The organism is Kribbella sp. NPDC050470, assembly GCF_044458365.1.
Classification (GTDB): Bacteria; Actinomycetota; Actinomycetes; order Propionibacteriales; family Kribbellaceae; genus Kribbella.
Genome location: NZ_JBITHV010000001.1, coordinates 331,700 through 351,122, shown reverse-complemented (window position 1 = coordinate 351,122; position 19,423 = coordinate 331,700). Strand labels below are relative to the sequence as shown.

The 19,423-nt window shown below is 69.3% G+C and carries 14 protein-coding genes; 9 read left to right on the top strand and 5 right to left on the bottom strand.

The window, feature by feature from the left end:
* Positions 1–8: 8 nt before the first annotated feature.
* The 4 genes from ACIBGM_RS01555 (at position 9) to ACIBGM_RS01540 (ending at position 6,379) form a co-directional block, all read left to right on the top strand.
* On the top strand, positions 9–1,088 hold the full coding sequence (locus ACIBGM_RS01555) for a HupE/UreJ family protein (RefSeq protein ID WP_396384127.1): 1,080 nt from the start codon (positions 9–11) through the stop codon (positions 1,086–1,088).
* Entirely contained in the window at positions 1,085–4,723 is a 3,639-nt protein-coding gene (locus ACIBGM_RS01550) for a PQQ-binding-like beta-propeller repeat protein (RefSeq protein ID WP_396384126.1), read from the top strand. Before ACIBGM_RS01555 ends, ACIBGM_RS01550 begins: the two co-directional genes overlap by 4 nt.
* 63 nt (positions 4,724–4,786) lie before the next feature.
* A complete protein-coding gene (locus ACIBGM_RS01545) occupies positions 4,787–5,554 on the top strand; it encodes a helix-turn-helix transcriptional regulator (protein WP_396384125.1) in 768 nt (255 codons plus the stop codon).
* Positions 5,555–5,623: 69 nt separating this feature from the next.
* Positions 5,624–6,379, top strand: coding sequence for a glucose 1-dehydrogenase (locus ACIBGM_RS01540; RefSeq protein ID WP_396384124.1), 756 nt, complete (start codon positions 5,624–5,626; stop codon positions 6,377–6,379).
* A 3-nt stretch (positions 6,380–6,382) separates the two neighbouring features.
* Here ACIBGM_RS01540 and ACIBGM_RS01535 read toward each other — a convergent pair whose 3' ends face one another.
* Positions 6,383–7,210: a helix-turn-helix domain-containing protein gene (locus tag ACIBGM_RS01535; RefSeq protein WP_396384123.1), complete on the bottom strand. Its 828-nt coding sequence runs from the start codon at positions 7,208–7,210 to the stop codon at positions 6,383–6,385.
* 50 nt (positions 7,211–7,260) lie between these two features.
* On the opposite strand from ACIBGM_RS01535, the gene ACIBGM_RS01530 reads away from it, so the two are divergent.
* Positions 7,261–8,049 (top strand): phytanoyl-CoA dioxygenase family protein, encoded by a 789-nt coding sequence (locus ACIBGM_RS01530; protein WP_396384122.1) that lies wholly within the window; start codon positions 7,261–7,263, stop codon positions 8,047–8,049.
* On the opposite strand, the gene ACIBGM_RS01525 is transcribed toward ACIBGM_RS01530, so the two are convergent.
* On the bottom strand, positions 8,046–8,318 hold the full coding sequence (locus tag ACIBGM_RS01525) for a hypothetical protein (RefSeq protein ID WP_396384121.1): 273 nt from the start codon (positions 8,316–8,318) through the stop codon (positions 8,046–8,048). The genes ACIBGM_RS01530 and ACIBGM_RS01525 overlap by 4 nt on opposite strands.
* A 65-nt stretch (positions 8,319–8,383) precedes the next feature.
* Positions 8,384–9,178, bottom strand: coding sequence for a CPBP family intramembrane glutamic endopeptidase (locus ACIBGM_RS01520; protein ID WP_360515353.1), 795 nt, complete (start codon positions 9,176–9,178; stop codon positions 8,384–8,386).
* Between the two features lie 118 nt (positions 9,179–9,296).
* Here ACIBGM_RS01520 and ACIBGM_RS01515 point away from each other — a divergent pair, with 118 nt between their 5' ends.
* Genes ACIBGM_RS01515 through ACIBGM_RS01505 form a run of 3 tightly spaced genes read left to right on the top strand, consistent with a single transcriptional unit; the run spans position 9,297 to position 15,425 of the window.
* Positions 9,297–12,431 (top strand): alginate lyase family protein, encoded by a 3,135-nt coding sequence (locus ACIBGM_RS01515; protein WP_396384120.1) that lies wholly within the window; start codon positions 9,297–9,299, stop codon positions 12,429–12,431.
* Positions 12,432–12,444: 13 nt separating this feature from the next.
* On the top strand, positions 12,445–14,199 hold the full coding sequence (locus tag ACIBGM_RS01510) for a putative Ig domain-containing protein (RefSeq protein WP_396384119.1): 1,755 nt from the start codon (positions 12,445–12,447) through the stop codon (positions 14,197–14,199).
* 26 nt (positions 14,200–14,225) lie between these two features.
* On the top strand, positions 14,226–15,425 hold the full coding sequence (locus ACIBGM_RS01505; protein ID WP_396384118.1) for an alginate lyase family protein: 1,200 nt from the start codon (positions 14,226–14,228) through the stop codon (positions 15,423–15,425).
* 13 nt (positions 15,426–15,438) lie between these two features.
* On the opposite strand, the gene ACIBGM_RS01500 is transcribed toward ACIBGM_RS01505, so the two are convergent.
* Positions 15,439–16,005: a helix-turn-helix domain-containing protein gene (locus tag ACIBGM_RS01500; protein ID WP_360515341.1), complete on the bottom strand. Its 567-nt coding sequence runs from the start codon at positions 16,003–16,005 to the stop codon at positions 15,439–15,441.
* A gap of 47 nt (positions 16,006–16,052) precedes the next feature.
* On the opposite strand from ACIBGM_RS01500, the gene ACIBGM_RS01495 reads away from it, so the two are divergent.
* Positions 16,053–18,461, top strand: coding sequence for a beta-glucosidase (locus tag ACIBGM_RS01495; RefSeq protein ID WP_396384117.1), 2,409 nt, complete (start codon positions 16,053–16,055; stop codon positions 18,459–18,461).
* On the opposite strand, the gene ACIBGM_RS01490 is transcribed toward ACIBGM_RS01495, so the two are convergent.
* Positions 18,421–19,347 (bottom strand): LysR family transcriptional regulator, encoded by a 927-nt coding sequence (locus ACIBGM_RS01490; protein WP_396384116.1) that lies wholly within the window; start codon positions 19,345–19,347, stop codon positions 18,421–18,423. The genes ACIBGM_RS01495 and ACIBGM_RS01490 overlap by 41 nt on opposite strands.
* Between the last annotated feature and the right edge of the window lie 76 nt (positions 19,348–19,423).

The following is a 19,423-nucleotide window of genomic DNA, read 5'->3' as shown; positions in this document are numbered from 1 at the left end:
GGATTCTCATGCGGCGCCTGCTGACCCTGACCGGACTCGTCCTCCTGCTGTTCACCATCGGAGCGAGCACCGCCTCCGCCCACGTGATCGCGTCGACCGGCTACTCCACGGTCCGCCAGACCGGCAGTCAGGTGACGTACCAGCTCAGCCTGGAGTACGCCGTACTCGCCCGCGCCGTCGACCTCGGCGCGCCGGCGACTGACGACGGCCAGCGGGCACAGGCGCTCGACACGGCCAAGCCCGCGCTCGAGGAGTACCTGCACGATCGCGTCGTCGTCTCGCTCGACGGCGCAGCGTGCGAACCCGCGCTGAAGACCACCTCGGTCGGGCAGCGCGCGGAGAAGCCGTACGCCGACCTCGGCCTGGTCTACTCCTGCCCCGGCGACTCCGGCCAGTTCAAGCTCCGGTACGACGTCTTCGCCGAGGCCGAGGCGGTCGCCGACGACCACACCAACGTGGTCGAGTACGCGTTCGGCGACCAGTCCGGGCGGACCGTGTTCGACCGGTCCAAGCACGACTTCACCGTCGGCGACAACACGCTCGCATCGTCCAGCCTGCAGTTCACCAAGATGGGCGTCGAGCACATCCTGCTCGGGCTGGACCACGTGCTGTTCGTGGTCGCGCTCATCCTCGGTGCGACCACGTTCCGCAGCCTGGTCCAGGTCGTGTCGATGTTCACCGTGGCGCACAGCGTCACGCTCGTCTCCACCCTGCTGGGCGGGATCTCGGTGCCGGCGGTGATCGTCGAGCCGCTGATCGCGCTGTCGATCGCCTTCGTCGCGGTCGAGAACCTGCTCGGCTCCACCCGGCACCGGCTGCCGGTGGTCTTCGGATTCGGTCTTCTGCACGGCCTCGGCTTCGCCGGGTCGCTGCGGATCACCGATGCGATCAGTCCGGAACTGCTCCTCTCGCTGCTGAGCTTCAACGTCGGCATCGAGGTGGGCCAGGCGATGCTGCTGGTCGCCGTGTTCCCGCTGATCCAGCTCGTCCGCCGGACCCGCATCGCGGTTCCGGCCGTCCGCACGGCGACCGGGGTCGTCGCCGCCTTCGGCCTTTACTGGTTCGTAGAAAGGTTCCTCTTCGCATGATTCGCCTGACCCGCTCGTCTCGCGAAAAACGTACGACGACGGCGCACAGAGTCCTGTACGGCGTCACCGCGGGCCTGACTGCGCTCGTGATCGGCTTCCCGCTCAGTGGGGTCATCGCCGACGCCGTCGACGGCCCGAGCGCCACCATCTCCGGCACGGTCTTCGAGGACCGGAACAACGACGACCGGATCGACCAGGGTGAGCCGGTGCTGCCCGGTGTCAGCGTGTCCGACGGACAGCAGATCGTCGTCACCGACGCCCAGGGGCGCTACACGCTGAACACCGACGTCGAGCGCCGCACCGTCGACCTGGTCTTCGTCACCCAGCCGGCGGGGTACTCGGTGGGTACCGACGCCAACATGACCGCGAAGTTCTACCGCGACCTCGGTCAGCTCGCCACCGGCGACACCCGGGAGGTCAACTTCGCTCTCCGCAAGGACAAGAAGTCCGAGGACGGCGGGTTCACCTTCGGCAACGTCGCCGACCCGCACGTGAACGCCCAGCTCGCCGAGCAGATCACCGAGATCAACAGCACCCGGCAGCACCTCGCGTTCATCCAGGTCAGCGGTGACCTGACGAACAACGCGACCGACGCCGAGTTCGAGTTCTACAAGGCCGGCACGGCGCACTCGGAGGTGCCGGTCTGGCCGGCCGTCGGCAACCACGAGTACTCGGCGGGGTCGACGTACAAGGACCGGATCAACAACTACCGCAAGCACGTCGGCCCGGAGTGGTACTCCTTCGACTACAGCGACCGGCACTTCCTGGTGCTGGAGAACAACGGCGCCGCGCCGTTCGCCGAGCAGCTGGAGTGGGCGAAGGCCGACCTGGCCCAGAACGTGAAGACGGGTAAGCACCTGGTCGTGCTCGCCCACCAGCCGATGAACGTCCCGTTCGGCTCGCCGTCGGTGTACGACGAGTACGGCAAGCTGCTCGAGCAGTACGGCGCCGAGCTGATGCTGGTCGGCCACGAGCACTCCAACGACGTGGAGCCGCGCAGCGACTTCGCCGGCACCGCCAAGCACGTGCAGACGGTGTCGAGCTCGTACACGATCGACAACTCGCCGCGCGGGTTCCGGTTCGTGAACATGGACAACAAGGCCTTCGACAACCCGTTCCGGCTGTACGGCGCGGAGAAGGACCTGACCATCGTCAGCCCGGCCCCCGGCACGTCGGTCCCGCTGGACAGCTTCCCCGGGATCCAGGTGAACGCCTACGACACCAGCGACGCCCCCAAGACGGTGCGCTACCGCCTGGATAACGGCAGCTGGCTGCCGCTGCACTCCACCGGTGACTTCACCTGGTACGGCGTCCTGCCCGGCACCGCCCGGATCGGCACGCACACCGTCACCGTGGAGGCCGCCGACAAGACCGGCGCTACCTGGACGCGGACGTCGACCTTCACGCTGACGAACGAGAAGGCGATCAAGCCGGTCGCGGGCGCCGACTGGGCCCAGCACCACGGCGACGCCGGCCACAGCGGCGTCTCGCCTGATGCCATCGCCGCCGGCCAGCGGCTCGCCTGGTCGTACCGCACCAAGGGCACCTTCCTGACCGGCTCCCCCATGATCGTCGGCGGCGTCGTGTACGCCGGAACCCGGGACGAGAACGGTGACGGCAACAGCGCCGTCCACGCGGTGTCGCTGGCGACGGGCAAGAAGCTGTGGAGCTACGACGTACCGTCGTCGGTGCACGGCAGTGTCGCCGTGGCCGACGGGCTGGTCTACGTGCCGACGCTGCGCGGGACGCTGTTCGCGGTCGACGCCAAGACGGGTGAGCTGAAGTGGCGCAATGACCCGGGTCCGGCGCCGGAGGGCAACAACCAGCGCACCTACGGGTACTACGGCGTGACGGTTGCCGACGGCAAGGTGCTGTACCCGTACCAGACCCGCCACGGTGAGGCGAGCCGCGGTCTGCTCGTCGCGCTGGACGCCAAGACGGGCACACAGATCTGGGCAGCGCCGATGAGCGGCGCGACGATGAGCGACGGTACGCCGGTCGTCTCGGACGGTCACGTGTACGTCGGCAACGAGACGGCCGACCGGGTCATCTCGTACAACCTCCAGACCGGTGCGCAGGAGTGGACCGGCGCTGCTGCGCTCGGCGGCTGGCAGGACGGCATCCCGTCCGCGGCCGACGGCCGGGTCTTCATCGGCTCGGGCAACGGCATCATCGCGCGCGACGGCAGCACCGGCGCGACACTGTGGAGCTACCGCAGTTCCTGGCCGTCGCTGGTCAACGGCAACGCCACCCCGGCCGCAGCCGCGATCAAGGGTGACGTCGTCTACATGGGCTTCCCGAGCGGTGAGGTCGCCGCACTCAACGCAGCCACCGGTGCTGTCATCTGGAAGCGCCTGCTGCCGGGCCAGCAGTACCGCGGCGGTTCGTTCACGTCGCCGGCCCTGAGTGGGAACACGCTGTTCGTCGGCTCCAACGGTGGCAGCTTCTACGCGCTCGACGCCCGGACCGGTCAGCCGCTGTGGCAGCACGACCTCGGCACCTGGGTGTCGGCCGGTCCCGCGGTCAGTGGCAACACGGTCGTGGTCGGTGCGCTCGACGGCAACCTGTACGCCTTCACTCCCGGCGGTGTCGCGGCCAAGCCGTGGCCGGTGGTGTCCGGCAAGGTGACCAAGAAGGGCACCGGCGAGCCGCTCGCCTCGACCGCGGTCAGCCTGGTCCAGAACGGTACGGCGATCGCCGCGACGTCGACGGACTCGGCCGGCAACTACCGGATCGCCGTCGAGAAGGGCGCCGGGACCTACACGGTCCAGTCCGCCCAGCTCGGCTACGCCACCGCCGCGCGCGAGCTCACGGTCGGCGAGACCGGCGCCTCGGGGATCGACCTCGAGATCTCGCCGGTCGCGGTCGACGCGAGCACCGGCAAGCGGCTGCCCAGCGGCCTGGTCGAAGGCGGGCCGGACGACGTGGTGATCGAGAACCGGAAGCTCGCGCTCTCGGTCGCCAAGGTCTTCAACGACCCGCAGCTCACCCAGTCGACCACCGGCAAGGTGCTGGACATGGCGATCACCGGCCAGCCGGACCAGCTCGACTGGATCAACCTGCCCTACGTGAGCACCGCCGAACCGCTCGGCGGCAACTCGTGGCAGCAGCTGCAGACCCGGTCGAACGACGTGCAGATCGTCGAGAACACCGGCGAGAAGGCGGTCGTCCGGGTCACCGGGACGTCGGCCGAGCACCCGGGTCTGAAGATCGTCACGACGTACACGGCGACGCCGGACGAGCAGTTCGTCACTGCGGCGACGACGTTCACGAACGAGTCCGGCGCGGCGCTGTCCGTGTGGGCCGGTGACGCGATGGACCACGACGGAACCGGCTCGCGGTCGGCCGTCTCGGGCTACCCGGTGATCACCAGCGGCGGGCCGTTCAGCCAGGTGCCGGACGCCAAGCGGTGGATCGGCCAGGCGGGCACCGGTCCGGACAACCAGACCTACGGCCTGGTGTACTCCACCGACAGCGGCGCCTTCACCGGCTACTCGCAGAGCAACTTCACGATGAGCAAGTTCAAGCTCGAGCTGCCCGCGGGTGGCGACCACACCATCACGCGCCGCATCGTTGCAGCCGGCAACGGTGGCGCGGCGGACAAGTTCGCCGTACTGAACCAGTTCGCGTTCTGATCGAGAGCTGTCCGCGGGTCCTGCTGCCAGGTCCCGCGGACAGCTGTTTTGTTAGCGTGGCGTGTGGCCACGAGGGAGCAGTTGCGGGAGTTCCTGCGCGCTCGGCGGGCGGCGGTGTCGCCCGCCGACGTGGGGCTTCCGGATGCCGGCAGGCGCCGTACGCCGGGGTTGCGGCGCGAGGAGGTCGCGGCGCTGGCCGGGGTCGGGGTGTCCTGGTACACCTGGCTCGAGCAGGGGCGTGACATCAACGTGTCGGGCGAGGTGCTCGACGCGATCAGCAAGGCGCTGCTGCAGACCGAGCCGGAGCGGTCGCACCTGTACCTGCTCGCCGGTCTCAACCCACCGCTCACGCAGGCGACCGACAGCGAGGTCTCTCCCGAGCTGCGCCGCCTGGTCGATGCCTGGTCGCCGCGGCCGGCCATCCTGCGCGACCGGTACTGGAATCTGCTGGCGATCAACGACGCCACCCGGACGGTCTTCGGGTACGACGACACCGACCACAACTGCCTGATCTCGTTCTTCACCAACGAGCGCTACCGCGGGATGCACGTCCACTGGGCCGCCGTCGCGCCGGCCGTGGTCGCGGCGTTCCGGGCGGACGCGGCCCGTGCTCCGGGCGATCCCGAGTTCGACCGCGTGGTGGACGAGCTGAGTACGGCGAGTCCGGAGTTCGCGGCACTGTGGGCACGCCAGGAGGTCGGCGTACCTGGACAGGCGGTCAAGGCGGTGAACCACCCGGAAGCGGGTGAACTGTTCTTCGACCTGACCACGCTGGCGGTGACCGACCACCCGGACTGGCTCCTGGAGCTGTACGTCCCGCGGCCCGCCTAGCCTGGTGGTGCCGGACCCAGGTTCAGTGGACTCTGGTTGCCCCGCGCAACCACCGGCACGCTGGACGACATGACGCATCGATTCACCGGCAAGGTCGCCCTCGTCACCGGCGGCTCCAGCGGCATGGGCCTGGCCACAGCCCACCGCCTCCTCACCGAAGGCGCCCACGTCGTCGTGACCGGCCGGGACAAGACCCGCCTCGACACTGCAGCTTCCACCCTTGGGAACCCGGACCGGGTCCTCACGGTCCCCGGTGACACCGCGAGTCTCGCGGACCTCGACACCCTCGTCACGACTGTCCGCGACCGCTTCGGGCACCTCGACGTACTGTTCGCCAACGCCGGCGTCGCCGCCTTCGAGCCTGCTGCGGACACCACCGAGGCCGAGTTCGACCGAGTCGTGGCCATCAACTTCAAGGGTGTCTTCTTCACCCTGCAGAAGCTCAGCCCGCTGCTCTCGGACGATGCCGCCATCGTGATCAACGCCTCCTGGACCATCCAGCGCGGTCTGCCCGGCGCGTCGGTCTACGCCGCCACGAAGGCAGCCGTCCACAACCTCACCCACACCCTCGCCGCCGAGCTCGCACCCCGCCGGATCCGCGTCAACTCGGTCAGCCCCGGCTACATCGAAACCCCGATGTTCCACGACAACGTCACTCCGGAAGCCCACGCTGCCGTCCTGGCCGCCGTACCCGCCGCCCGTCTCCGCACCGCCGACGACGTAGCCGCCGCCGTGGCCTTCCTGGCCTCCGCCGAAGCCTCCTACATCAACGCCCAGGACCTCGTCATCGACGGCGGCCTGGTCACCGCCGGCCCGTCGATCTGAGGCTCAACTCTCCGCCCGCTGCCGGTACGCCGTCGGACTCAGGCCGGTGTGGTGCCGGAAGCGGGTGGAGAAGTACAGCGGGTCCGGGTACCCGACTTCGGCGGCGACGGAGGCAATCGGCCGGGTGGTGAGCTCGAGCAGGCGGCCGGCCGCGTCGAGGCGACGGCGTTCGATGAACTGTTGCGGGCTGACGCCGAGTTGTTCCCGGAACAGGTGGGCGAAGCGGGACACCGAGAGGTTGGCTGCGCGGGCCAGCCGCGGGACGTCCAGGGTCGCGCGCAGGTCCTGGTCGATCAGCTCGGTCGCCCGGAGCAGGCGGTCGTCGACGTGGACCGCCTTCGGGTTCTGGGTGTCGCACCACAGCAACGCTGCCTCGAGGCTGTTCACGCTCAGCAGCGAACCCTGCGGCAGCACGCTGAACTGGTACCGAACGACGTCCCGCAGGCAGTCCGCGATCCGGGTGCCGGTCGGCTCGGCGGGCCGGAGCTGGAGGATGCCGGGTGCCACGTCCGGCCAGTCGAGCAGGGGCAGCCACTCCGGCTTCGGGTGGAAGTGGGCGAACCGGAAGTGCCAGCTTTGGAGCTCGGGCTCGACGCCGTAGTCGTGCAGCGTGCCCGGCCGGACCAACGTGGTGGTTCCGGGTTCCGCGAGTACGTCGTCCCCCACGGTCCCGAACCGGCCCCGGCCGCCGAGGGTGTGGATCAGCAGCCAGTCCGTCGTACCGCGCCGCCGGAAGGTCGCATAGCCCGGCCCTTCGTCGAACTCGCCCGCGTTCAGTCGCCGCACGACCGGGTGCGGCGACTCCGGGACAGCAGGATCTCGAAGGTTCACAGCCCATCATGCTATCCCCCGGACCCGGCCCGGTGGCTCAGACTCGAGGCATGACCACCGTTACCGACGTCTACCAGCGGGACGGGATCGTCCAGGTCCCGCAGTTGCTGACTCCCACCGAGATCGACCGGATCCGCGCTGCGTTCATGGAGCAGGTCGCGATCGACCACTCGCTCGCGATCGACGACGGAGTACCGGACAGTGACCCGCTGGCGCAGTACCCGCGGTTCGTCCATCCGCACCGGCGGACCGATGTCGAGGCCGGCCGGCTCGCGCTCGAGTACCTGCTCGACGACCGGATCCTCAATGTCGTCACCGCCCTGATCGGGCCGGCGCTGGGGGCGCAGTCGATGTTCTACTTCAAGCCGCCGGGTGCCCGCGGCCAGGCCATGCACCAGGACAACACGTTCTTGCGCGCCGAGCCCGAGACCTGCCTGGCGGCCTGGATCGCGATCGACGACGTCGACTTGGACAACGGCGGCCTGGCCGTCGTCCCCGGCTCGCACCGGACCGAGCTCGTCTGCCCGGAGCAGGACGCCGACCTGACCGAGTCGTTCACCTCCGCCGAGGTCCCGGTGCCGGACGGGCTGGCGAAGGTGCAGACCAAGATGATGGCCGGCGACGCCCTGTTCTTCCACGGCAGCGTGGTACACGGCTCACGGCCGAACTCGACCGCGGACCGGTTCCGCCGGTCGCTGATCTTCCACTACGTCCCGGAGGCGAGCGTCGAGATCGCCGCCTTCTACGACCCGCTGGTCCGCCCGGACCGCCGCACGATCTCGATCCCGCTCGCGATCGGCGGCGGTCCGTGTGGCGACTACGCCGACGCCGAGCCCTAACCGGTGACGGTGGCGGGCTCGGCGGCGATGGTTTCGAGCTCGGTGCGGAACTGCGGCAGCATCCAGCGCAGCGGCTGGTCCAGGACGCGGCCGATGGCGGCCTCGTCGACGTGCAGCAGGTCGGCGATCCGGGCCAAGGCGTCCGGCTCGTCGACCGCGGCGTACAGCAGATGGACCACCTCGTGCCGGTGCGCGAACACCGCCAGCGCCGCGGCCGCCAACCCCGGATCGATCTCCGGCGGACTCGTGATTTCCCCGTGAACAGTCACGCCATCACAACCTGACGAGACACCGATCGGTTACGGACCGGCCCTCAGGTCGGTTCAACCCGGGGTCAGCCGGGCAGCCAGCCGACCTTCCCGATCAGGTATGTCGCCCCGACCAGCGCGCCGATGTCGATCAGGGTGTGGGCCACCACCAGCGGCATCACCCGGCCCCAGCGGCGGTACAGGTAGCAGAAGACCACGCCCATGATGACGTTGCCGAAGAACCCGCCGAGCCCCTGGTACAGGTGGTACGACCCGCGCAGCAGCGCGCTGGCCGCCGTGGCACGCCCGACCGACCAGCCGAGCTGGTCCAGCCGCCGGTTCAGGTAGGCCAGCACGATGACTTCCTCGAGGATGGCGTTCTGCGCCGCCACCGCGACCAGGATCGGGATCCGCCACCAGGTGTCCGGCAGCCGGGCCGGGTCGACGGTCAGGTTGCCCCCGGTCGCGTAGGCGGCCAGGTAGAAGGCCAGCCCGGCGCCGCCGATGGCCGCGGCGACCGCCGTCCCGCGCCCGAGGTCGCGCAGGCGGTCCCGCAGGTCGAACCCGATCGTGCGCATCGACTCGCCGCCGCGGGCCAGGAAGTGTGCGACCAGCGCAACCGGCACGAGCGCGGTCGCCACCGCGAACAGCTGCCAGGTCAGGTCCAGCCACGGCCGGCCCGGCGCGCGCGACCCGACGATCACCGCGGTCTGGCCGCTGATCGGCTTCGCCGACGTCAGCACCCCGGTGAACGAGATGATCGCCGACAGGGCGGACGCCCCGAGCGACAGCGCCAGGACCAGCCAGACCTCCTGGGTCAGCACCCGCCGGCCGGCGACCGGAGCCGCCGGCTCGGCGGCCTCCTCAGCGGAACTCGTCATGCCCCAACTATCCAACGCCCGGCAACCCGCGCCCGCCTCGACATGTTCGAACCTGTTCGAAATTTTCGGATGATGACGGTCCGTTGATCGATACACCGCGGCCCGGCAGGGTGACGCCATGCTGCTGAACCGTCGCACGCTGCTGATCGCCGCCGGCGGGTCGGTCGCCGCCGCCCACGCCCTCCCCGCGGCCGCCACCCCGACCCCCGCCCCGACCAGCGCCACCTTCACCCACCCCGGCCTGCTGCACACCGCCGAAGACCTGGACCGGATGCGGGCTGCCGTCGCAGCGCGACAGTCACCGGCGTACGACGGCTTCCTCGCACTGGCTGCCCACGCGAGGTCGTCGTACGACTATGCGGTCCGCAACACCGGACACGTCACCTCATGGGGCCGCGGTCCGGCGAACTTCATGGCCGAGGCGGTCAGCGACTCCTGTGCGGCGTACCAGAACGCGCTGATGTGGGCCGTCACCGGCGACGCCCGGCACGCCGCCAAGGCCCGCGACATCCTGAACGTCTGGTCGGACAGCCTGGAGGCGATCACCGGCGCCGACGGGCAGCTCGGATCCGGTCTGCAGGGCTTCAAGTTCGTCAACGCGGCCGAGCTCCTCCGCGAGTACGACGGCTGGGCCGCGGCCGACATGGAGCGGTGCCGGGAGTCGTTCCGCAAGGTCTGGTACCGCTCCTTCGCCGGTACGGCGTTGTTCGCGAACGGCAACTGGGACGTCGCCGCGCTGCAGGCGATCATCGGAATCGCGGTGTTCTGCGACGACCGGGTGATGTTCGAGGACGCGCTCCGGTACGCCGTGGCCGGCGCGGGCAACGGCCGGATCGAGCACATCGTGGTCGACGCGAGCGGCCAGGGCCAGGAGAGCGGACGCAGCCAGGCCTACGCCCAGCTCGCCCTCGGCCTGCTCGCCAACGTCGCCGCGGTCGCGTGGAACCAGGGCGTCGACCTGTTCGGCCACAGCGACAACCGCATCCTGACGGGCTTCGAGTACACCGCTCGCTACAACCTCGGCGACGACAGCGTTCCGTTCGTCCAGGACCTCGACCGCACCGGCAAGTACCTCAAGACGGCCATCGCCACCGGCAACCGTGGTCAGTTCCAGCCGATCTACGAGCTTGCCTACGGCCACTACGTCGGCCGGCGCGGTCTGCCGGCGCCGTACCTGGCGCAAGTCGTGCGCGGTCGCGTCGAGGGCACCAACGACGACCACCCGGGTTTCGGCACCCTGACCCACGCCGGCGCGGCACCCGTTCAACCCGCGCTCCCCGGCGTTCCGTCCGGCTTGACTATTCGCGACAACAGACTCACCTGGGCCGCGTCGGTCGACGCAACCAGCTACACCGTGAAGCGCAACTCCGAACCGATCGCCACCGTGACCTCGCCGAGCTACCCGGTGCAGCTCCCCGGTCGCTACACCGTCGAGGCCACCAACGCTCTTGGCGCCAGTGCGGAGTCACTGCCGATCGATCACCAGCGATTGCCTTGGGCAAGCAAAGACATCGGCTCGATCCGTCCCGGACGCACCGACTTCGACGGCCAGACCCTGACGATCGAGGCGGCCGGCGCCGACCTCAGCGCGGGCTTCCGCTTCGTCTACTACCCACTGGACGGCGACGGCACGGTCACCGCTCGCGTCGTCCACCCGGTCAGCTCGCAGTACGCGACCCTCGGCGTGATGATGCGCCAGACGTTGGACGCCGACTCTGCTCACGCGTCCATGCTCATCCAGGGACTCACCCTCCACACCTGGAGTGGAGTGTGGACCGTCCGGCCGACTACCGGCGCACCGACCACGGGCACCGGCAGCACTCTCGTCCCACCAACGCAGCAAGCAGCCATCACCGCCAACGCCGGCTTCCCGATCTCCGACCTGGGCACGCTTCCGACCTCAGCAACGCCGCTCCAAGCGCCGTACGTCGAAGCAGCCAGCGACGGCTACCGCCTGCGCCGCCCGTACTGGGTCCGCATCGTCCGCAACGGCAACAAGTTCACCGGATCGATCTCGCCCGACGGCGAAACCTGGTCCGAGGTCGGCTCGTCCACACTGCACCTCGGTCGCCGGCTGTACGTCGGCATCGCCGTCTGCGGCGGCCTCGGTGACGCCGAGACCACCACCGCCGCCTTCGACAACCTCAGCGCATCCCGCCCCAGCGCACCCGTGGGACCGCTGACGGCAAAACCCTCGACCAGCGCGATCGAGCTCGCCTGGACCGACCTCGACGTCAATGCCACCTACACGATCCGCCGCAGTTCAGGCGGTCCGTACAAGGTGATCGCGACCGGGGTGTCCGGCTTCGGCGTGGAGACGCGCTATCGCGATTCGTCCGGCGTACCAGGCACGAAGTACAGCTACGTCGTCGCGAAGACCGACGGCCCCTGCTCGTCACCGGCTTCGGCGCGGATGCCCATCCCACCGCAGCCGACGATCACCAGCGCGACCACCGCCTACGCCAACGTCGGCACCCGCTTCGAATTCCGAATCGCCGCCACCAACGATCCGTCGAGCTTCGAGGCGACCGGCCTCCCCCGCGGCCTCGGCGTGGACCAGAGCACCGGCATCATCTCCGGAAAGCCCACAGAACAAGGGCGTTTCGCCGTCCAGCTGAAGGCAGCCACGGCGACGGCCACCCTCGACCTGACCGTCACCGCGCCGCCACCGCAGCCGTGGGCCTACCGCGACATCGGCGACTACGTGCTCGACGAACGCCAACTCGCCACCTTCAGCGCGGTCGCGATCCGCACCCCCGGGATCACCAACTACGAGGCCGGTCGCTTCACCGTCCGCGGCGCCGGCGTCGACCTCAACATCATCAACCAGGGCATGACCGCGCAGTACGTCTCCCAACTGGTCACCGGAGACCGCACCCTCACCGCCCGTGTCCTCAGCAGTGACACCGGCGGCCGGATCGGCTTGCTCATGACCAAGTCGCTGTCGCCGTTCGACCAGTCCGCCGGCGCGATCCGGACCGGCGACAAACTCCAGTTCGTACGACGCCTCCGCGTGGCGACCGGCCTGGTCACCACCGAGGTCACCGGGACCGCGGTCTGGCTGCGGTTGCGTCGTACTGGGGAGACGTTCCAGGCCGAGACGTCCGCGGACGGCGAGACCTGGACGTCGCTCGGCGAGCCGGCCGCGATCCCGGGCTTCGGCGACGCGCCGTACCACGCCGGGCTGGCCGTGGTGTCCCGCAATCCCTTCGTGCTCAACACGACCGTATTCGACCACGTGACGATCAGCTAAGGAGCTCCTGCCGATGACCGCAGAACTCACCCGACGCCGCCTCCTGCAGGCGACCGGCGCCACCGTTGCCGCCGGCTACGTCACAACCCAGGCCGCACCAGCAACCGCCGAGACGAAGGCGCCGCGGCTGAAGACGTACCCGATCCCGGACGGCATCGCCCAGGCGACCACGTTCGACGTCAAGGTCCGGACCGGTCCCGGTCCGTGGCAGCCGGTGCCGACGTACTCGGTCAACCTCAAGATCATCAACGCGCAGACCGGATCCGGCCAGATCCAGAAGTCCTCGCTGGCCTACTTCGACTTCGCCGGCCCGGTCGAGGTGATGGTCACCTACACCAAGGGCACGGTGAACACCGCGCGGGTCCGGCCGCTGTCGTACGGCGTCACGCCGACGATCGAGACGAATACGGTCAAGTTCACCCTGACCGAGCCGCGCAAGGTCGTGGTCGAGGTGAACGGCGAGATCTTCGACTGCCTGCACCTGCTCACCCGTCCGATCGAAACGGCCGCGCCCTCCCCCGACGACCCGGACGTGATCTACTACGGCCCCGGCGTGCACACCACCGCGACCGGTCAGCTGGAGGTGCCCAGCGGGAAGACCGTCTATCTGGCCGGCGGCGCCGTACTGAAGGCCTCGGTGATCTTCCGGAACGTCACGAACGCGGGCCTGACCGGACGCGGTGTCATCTACGGCACCAACGGCGGCGGCTGCACCATCGTGAGCTCGAAGAACATCCAGGTCGACGGCATCTCGATGCTCAACCTGGCCACCGGGTACGCGATCACCGCCGGGATGTCGGAGCAGGTCTCGATCACCGACTTCGGCTACTTCAGCGCGGGTCAGTGGGGTGACGGCATCGACGTCTTCTCCAGTAGCGACGTACTGATCGACAGGTCGTTCCTGCGCTGCTCGGACGACTGTGTCGCGCTCTACACGCATCGCTGGGACTACTACGGCGACACCCGCAACGTCACCGTGCAGAACTCCAGCCTCTGGGCGGACGTCGCACACGCGATCAACGTCGGCACCCACGGCAACACGGCCGCGCCCGAGGTGCTGGAGAACCTGACCGTCAGCAACGTCGACATCCTCGACCACCGCGAGCCGCAGAAGCTGTACCAGGGCTGCATCGCGCTCAACCCCGGCGACAGCAACCTGGTCCGGAACGTGCGGATCGAGAACGTCCGGGTCGAGGACTTCCGCTGGGGCCAGTTCATCCACTTCCGGATCGCCTACAACAAGACCTACAACACCTCCCCCGGCCGCGGCATCGAAGGCGTCTACGTCAAGAACCTCACCTACACCGGGCAGCACGCCGAGACCGCGATGATGCTCGGGTACGACGAGACCCGCGGGATCAAGGACGTCACGTTCCAGAACCTCGTCGTCAACGGCACCGTGATCGCCTCGACGATGCGCAAGCCCGGCTGGTTCTCGGTCGCCGACATGGTGCCGATGCACGTCAACGAGCACGTCACGAACCTGCGCTGGCTGGACGCGGCCACCGCCCCGACGACCACGCCGCCCACCGTCACGACACCGGCCACCGCTGAGCTCACCGCCGGTGCGCCGGTCGTGCTCACGATCAGCGCGACCGGCTTCCCGACCGGCTTCGGCGCGCAAGGACTGCCGACCGGCCTGACCGTCGACCCGACCACCGGTGTGATCACCGGCGCCCCGACCAGCCCCGGCACGTACAACGCGACGCTGACCGTCACGAACGTCGCCGGCACGACCACGAAGAGCCTCATCGTCACCGTCCTCTGATCCACCGCCCCGAAGGAGCAGGACAGTTGAAGGAGATCGATCGACGTACCTTGCTGAAGGGAGCCGGGGGTGCCGCGGTCGCGGCCACCGTCGGCGTCACCGCGACAGGTGCAGCGGCCGCACCGGCCACGTTCACGCACCCGGGCGCGCTGCACATCTGGGGTGACCTGAACCGCGCGAAGGTTCGGGTTGCCGCAGGCGACGACCCGTGGCTGTCCGGCTACAACAAGCTGATCGCCAACTCGCACGCGCAGTCGACCTGGCAGCCGAATCCACAGGCGACGATCATCCGCGGCGGCGACGGGCAGAACTACGGCATCCTCTACAACGACATCCATGCCGCTTACCAGAACGCCCTGCGGTGGTGGATCACCGGTTCCACCGCACACGGCGACTGCGCACGCAACATCCTGAACGCCTGGTCGGCGACGCTCACCACCGTCACCGGCAACGCAGACCGGTTCCTGGCGGCCGGCATCTACGGCTACCAGTTCGCGAACGTGGCCGAGCTGATGCGCGGCTACCCGGGCTTCGACCTGGCCCGGTTCAAGACGATGATGCTGAACGTCTTCTACCCGCTGAACAACTCGTTCCTGATCAACCACAACGACGCGTGCATCACCAACTACTGGGCCAACTGGGACCTGTGCACGATGAACTCGATCCTGGCGATCGCGATCCTGTGCGACGACGGGGCGAAGTACGACCAGGCGGTGAACTACTTCAAGAACGGCGCCGGCAACGGCGCGATCCGGAACGCGATCCCGTTCGTCTACGACTCCGAGGGCCTGGCCCAGTGGCAGGAGGCGGGCCGCGACCAGGGCCACACGGTGATGGGCATCGGGCAGATGGGCGCCTTCTGCGAGATGGCCTGGAACCAGGGCGAGGACCTGTACGGCTACGACAACAACCGGTTCATGAAGGCGGCGCAGTACGTCGCGAAGTACAACCTCGGCCAGGACGTGCCGTTCACCAAGTACAGCTGGGGCACGGGCCAGAACTGCGCCTACCAGGAGCACACCGTGATCTCCAGCGCGAGCCGCGGCCAGCTCCGGCCGGTCTGGGAGATCCTGCACTTCCACTACACCCGGCGGAAGTTCCTGTCGGTGCCGTACATCTCCCATATGGCCGCGCTGGTCCGGCCGGAGGGAGGCGGCGGCGACTACGGACCGAACAGCGGCGGCTTCGACCAGACCGGCTTCGGCACGGTCATGTACGCGAAGTAGGCCGAAGTCTTTGTCATAGCAGCTCGATCAGGTGGTCGAGCAGGTCCCCCGGCTGGTCCGGCAGCCGGAACTGCGACTGGACCTGCAGGCCGTCGGACAGGGCGATCAGCAGGGCGGCGATCTTCTCCGGATCGGCCGCCGCGCTGATCGTCCCGTCCGCCTGCCGGACCCGAACGCCCTCGGCGAGTGCTTCCCGCAGCTGCTGGTACCGCTCCACGAAGAACTCGTGCGCGCCGTGCTGCGGATCCCCCGCCTCCGCCGAGAAGGTCGAGTACAGCTGGACCAGTCCCGGTACGTCGGTGTTGTGCCGGACGATCGCGGTCAGCTTGCCGACCACGTCGTACTGGTCGCCCAGTCGTGCGGCGTCGGCCTCGTCGCGGGCGCGCAGCACCGCCTCGAACAGCTGCTCCTTCGAGCCGAAGTAGTGCAGCAGGCCGGCCTCGCTCAGGCCGACCGCGGCCGCCAGCTCGCGGGTGGACGTCTTGCGGTACCCGTTCCGGGCGATCACCTCGAGCGCGGCGGTCAGGATCTGCTCGCGCTTGGCGACCCCTTTCGCGTACGGACCTCTGGTGGTTGCCATGTTTCAAAACCTAGCATCACTCGGTTTTGGCGCGTAGAGTGACACGCATGCGCGACGTCAAGGAACTGCTCGACCGGCTGAGCCTCGAGGAGAAGGTCCGGATCCTGACCGGCCAGGACTTCTGGTCCACCCATCCGCTCCCCGGGATCGGGCTGCGGTCGATGGTGCTGTCGGACGGCCCGAGCGGTGTCCGCGGCGCAGTGTGGGACGAGCGCGACCCGTCGCTCAACCTGCCCTCGGCGACCGCGCTCTCGTCGTCGTGGGACCTCGAGATCGCACACCGCTACGGCGTGGTGTCCGCACTCGAGGCGCGTCGCAAGAGCGTGGACGTCGTACTCGGGCCGACCATCAACCTGCACCGGTCTCCGCTCGGCGGGCGGCACTTCGAGGCGTTCAGCGAGGATCCCGTCCTGACCGCCGAGCTCGCCGCCGCCTACGTGGCCGGTGTGCAGGAGCTCGGTGTCGGCGCGACCCCGAAGCACTACGTCGCGAACGACTTCGAGACCGAGCGCTTCACCGCCGACGTGGTCGTCAGCGACCGGGCGTTGCGCGAGCTGTACCTGCTGGCCTTCGAGAAGGCGGTCACCGAGTCGAAGGCGTGGCTGGTGATGAGCGCCTACAACTCGATCAACGGCGCCACCGCCTCGGAGAACGAGCTGCTCGAGACCCCACTGAACAGCGAGTGGGGCTTCGACGGGGTCGTGGTGAGCGACTGGACCGCCGTACGCAGCCTGGAGAGTGCCAAGCACTCGCAGGACCTGGCGATGCCGGGACCGACCGGGGCGTGGGGGGACGCCCTGGTCGAGGCAATCCGGTCCGGGGAGATCGAGGAAGACGTGATCGACCGCAAGGTGCTGCGGTTGCTCGCGCTGGCCGCCCGGGTCGGCGCTCTCGAGGGCTCCGAGAAGCCGGCCGAGGTTCCGCAGCTGGACGGTGTCGCGTTCGCGCGTACGGCGGCCGCCGAAGGCTCGGTGCTGTTGCAGAACAACGGCGAGCTGCCGTGGAGCTCTCGGGCGCTGCAGCGGGTCGCGGTGATCGGGCACAACGCCCGGGACGCGCGGACCCAGGGCGGCGGAAGCGCGACTGTCATCCCGGCGTCCGTGGTCTCGCCGCTGGACGGGATTCGCGCTGCCCTGCCCGGCGCCGAGGTGACGTACTCGCTCGGCGCGGTCGTGCAGGAAGGCGTTGCGGAGCTGCCGCTGGCCACCATGACGAACACGGCGACCGGCGAGCCCGGTGCCCGGGCGCGGTTCCTCGACGCGGACGGCTCCGAGCTGTTCGCGGAGGACCGGTTCTCCAGCGCGCTGGTCTACCTCGGCGGGAACGCGCCGATCACCGAGGCCGCGGTCTTCGAGTTCCGGACGACGTACACGCCGGCCGAGTCCGGTTCGGTGCTGCTCGGGTTCGCGTCGGTCGGCCACGGCCGAATCTTTGCCGACGGCAAGCTTCTGCACGAGGCCACCGCGGTCCCGGTCGGCACTGACCTCGGCGCGGCGATCCTGTCACCGCCGTCGATCTCCACGCCGCTCGACGTGACCGCCGGCCAGTCGGTCGACGTCCGCGTCGAGCTCGACCTGCCGACCCGCGAAGGCGGTCTCAGCAACGCGCTCAGCATCACCGTCGGCGTGGAGCCCGACCCGTCGGACCCGCAGGCGCTGATCGACGAGGCCGTCGCGGCAGCCCGGGCCGCCGATGTCGCCGTCGTGGTGGTCGGCACGAACTCGAAGGTCGAGTCCGAGGGCTACGACCGCAGCACGCTCGCACTTCCCGGTCTCCAGGACGACCTGGTCCGGGCCGTCGCCGCGGCCAACCCGCGCACGGTCGTGGTCGTCAACGCAGGCTCGCCCGTGCTGCTGCCCTGGCGTGGCGAGGTTGCCGCGCTCCTGGTCACCTACTTCGGTGGCCAGGAGTACGGCAACGCCTTGGCCGACGTGCTCCTCGGCGGGGTGGAGCCCGGCGGCCGGCTTCCGACCACGTGGCCGGTCGCGGAGTCCGACGTACCGGTCATCGACGTGACGCCGCGCGACGGAGTCGTCCGCTACGACGAAGGCATCCACATCGGCTACCGGGCCTGGCTCCGGGCCGGCACGCAGCCTGCGTACGAGTTCGGCCACGGCCTCGGCTACACCTCCTGGCAGCTGTCCGACCTCCGCGCCGTCGACCCGTCGTCGGTCGCGCTGACCGTGCACAACACCGGCGACCGCTCCGGCAAGCACGTCGTCCAGGTGTACGCCGAACGGCCCGAGTCCACCGTGGATCGCCCGACCCGCTGGCTGGCCGGGTTCACCGTCGTACGCCTCGAGCCTGGTCAGGCCCGCGAGATCACGGTCCAACTCCACGAGCGCACCTTCGACCACTGGGACAACGGCTGGACCACCGAACCCGGCAGCTTCACCTTGCGCGCCGGCTCCTCCGTCACCGACCTCCCCCTGGCAACCGACCTCGAACTGCCGTAGCGATCCGGAGCAGATCTTCGGCTGCGACCGGCAGGGCGTGGGTCTTGGGCCAGACGGCGCGCAGTCGTCGGTGCAGGTCGGCGTCGGCGAGCTCCACCTCGATGAGATGTCCCAGGGCGAGATCGTTCTGCACGGTCGCAGCGCTGAGTACGGCCGGGCCGATGCCGGCGGCAACCGCGCTGCGTACGGCGGCGTTGACCTCGAGCACGACCAACGGCGGCACCGACTCAAGCTTCGCGGTCGCGAAGATGCGGTCCAGGGTCTCCCGAGTGCCCGACCCGTGTTCGCGCACGATCAACGGCGTCTCGGCGAGCTCGGTGAGCGGCACCGGCCGGCGACGGCGTGCCCACGGGTGCGACCGGGCGACGACGACGGCGAGCCGGTCCGTGGCAACGGTCCGCGAGCTGAGCCCACGAGGCACTGTGGGCGCTTCGGTGAACCCGATGCTGATCTCGCGACGGGCAGCAAGCTCGGTCACCTGCTCGGAGTTGGTCACCCGCAGGCTGAGCTGAACGCCGGGCGACTGCCGCTGCAGCTCCGCGAGCCAGGCCGGCAGGAAGTTCTCGGCGAGCGTCATGCTGGCCGCGAGCCGCAGGTCCTGGTCCCGGGCCGTACGGAGCGCCGTCGCGCCGGCCATCAGGGTGTGGACTTCGCCGAGCACGCGCTCGGACCATTGGCAGACGGCTTTGCCTTCGTTAGTGAGCACCGAGCCATGGGTTCCGCGTTCGGCGAGCGGCAGCCCGAGCCTGCGCTCCAGCATGCTGAGCCGTTTGCTGGCCGCCGGCTGGCTGATCTGCAGCCGGTCCGCGGCCTGGCCGAGGCTGCCGAGCTCGGCGACGAGCGTGAGCAGCATCAGGCTGTCGAGATCCGGCAGGGGTTCGCTCATAACCACTGATTATGAGCAGTTGCCGGATTGCCGGGTACCCCGCCCGAGCGGGGGCGACGATGCTCGACGGCAGAGC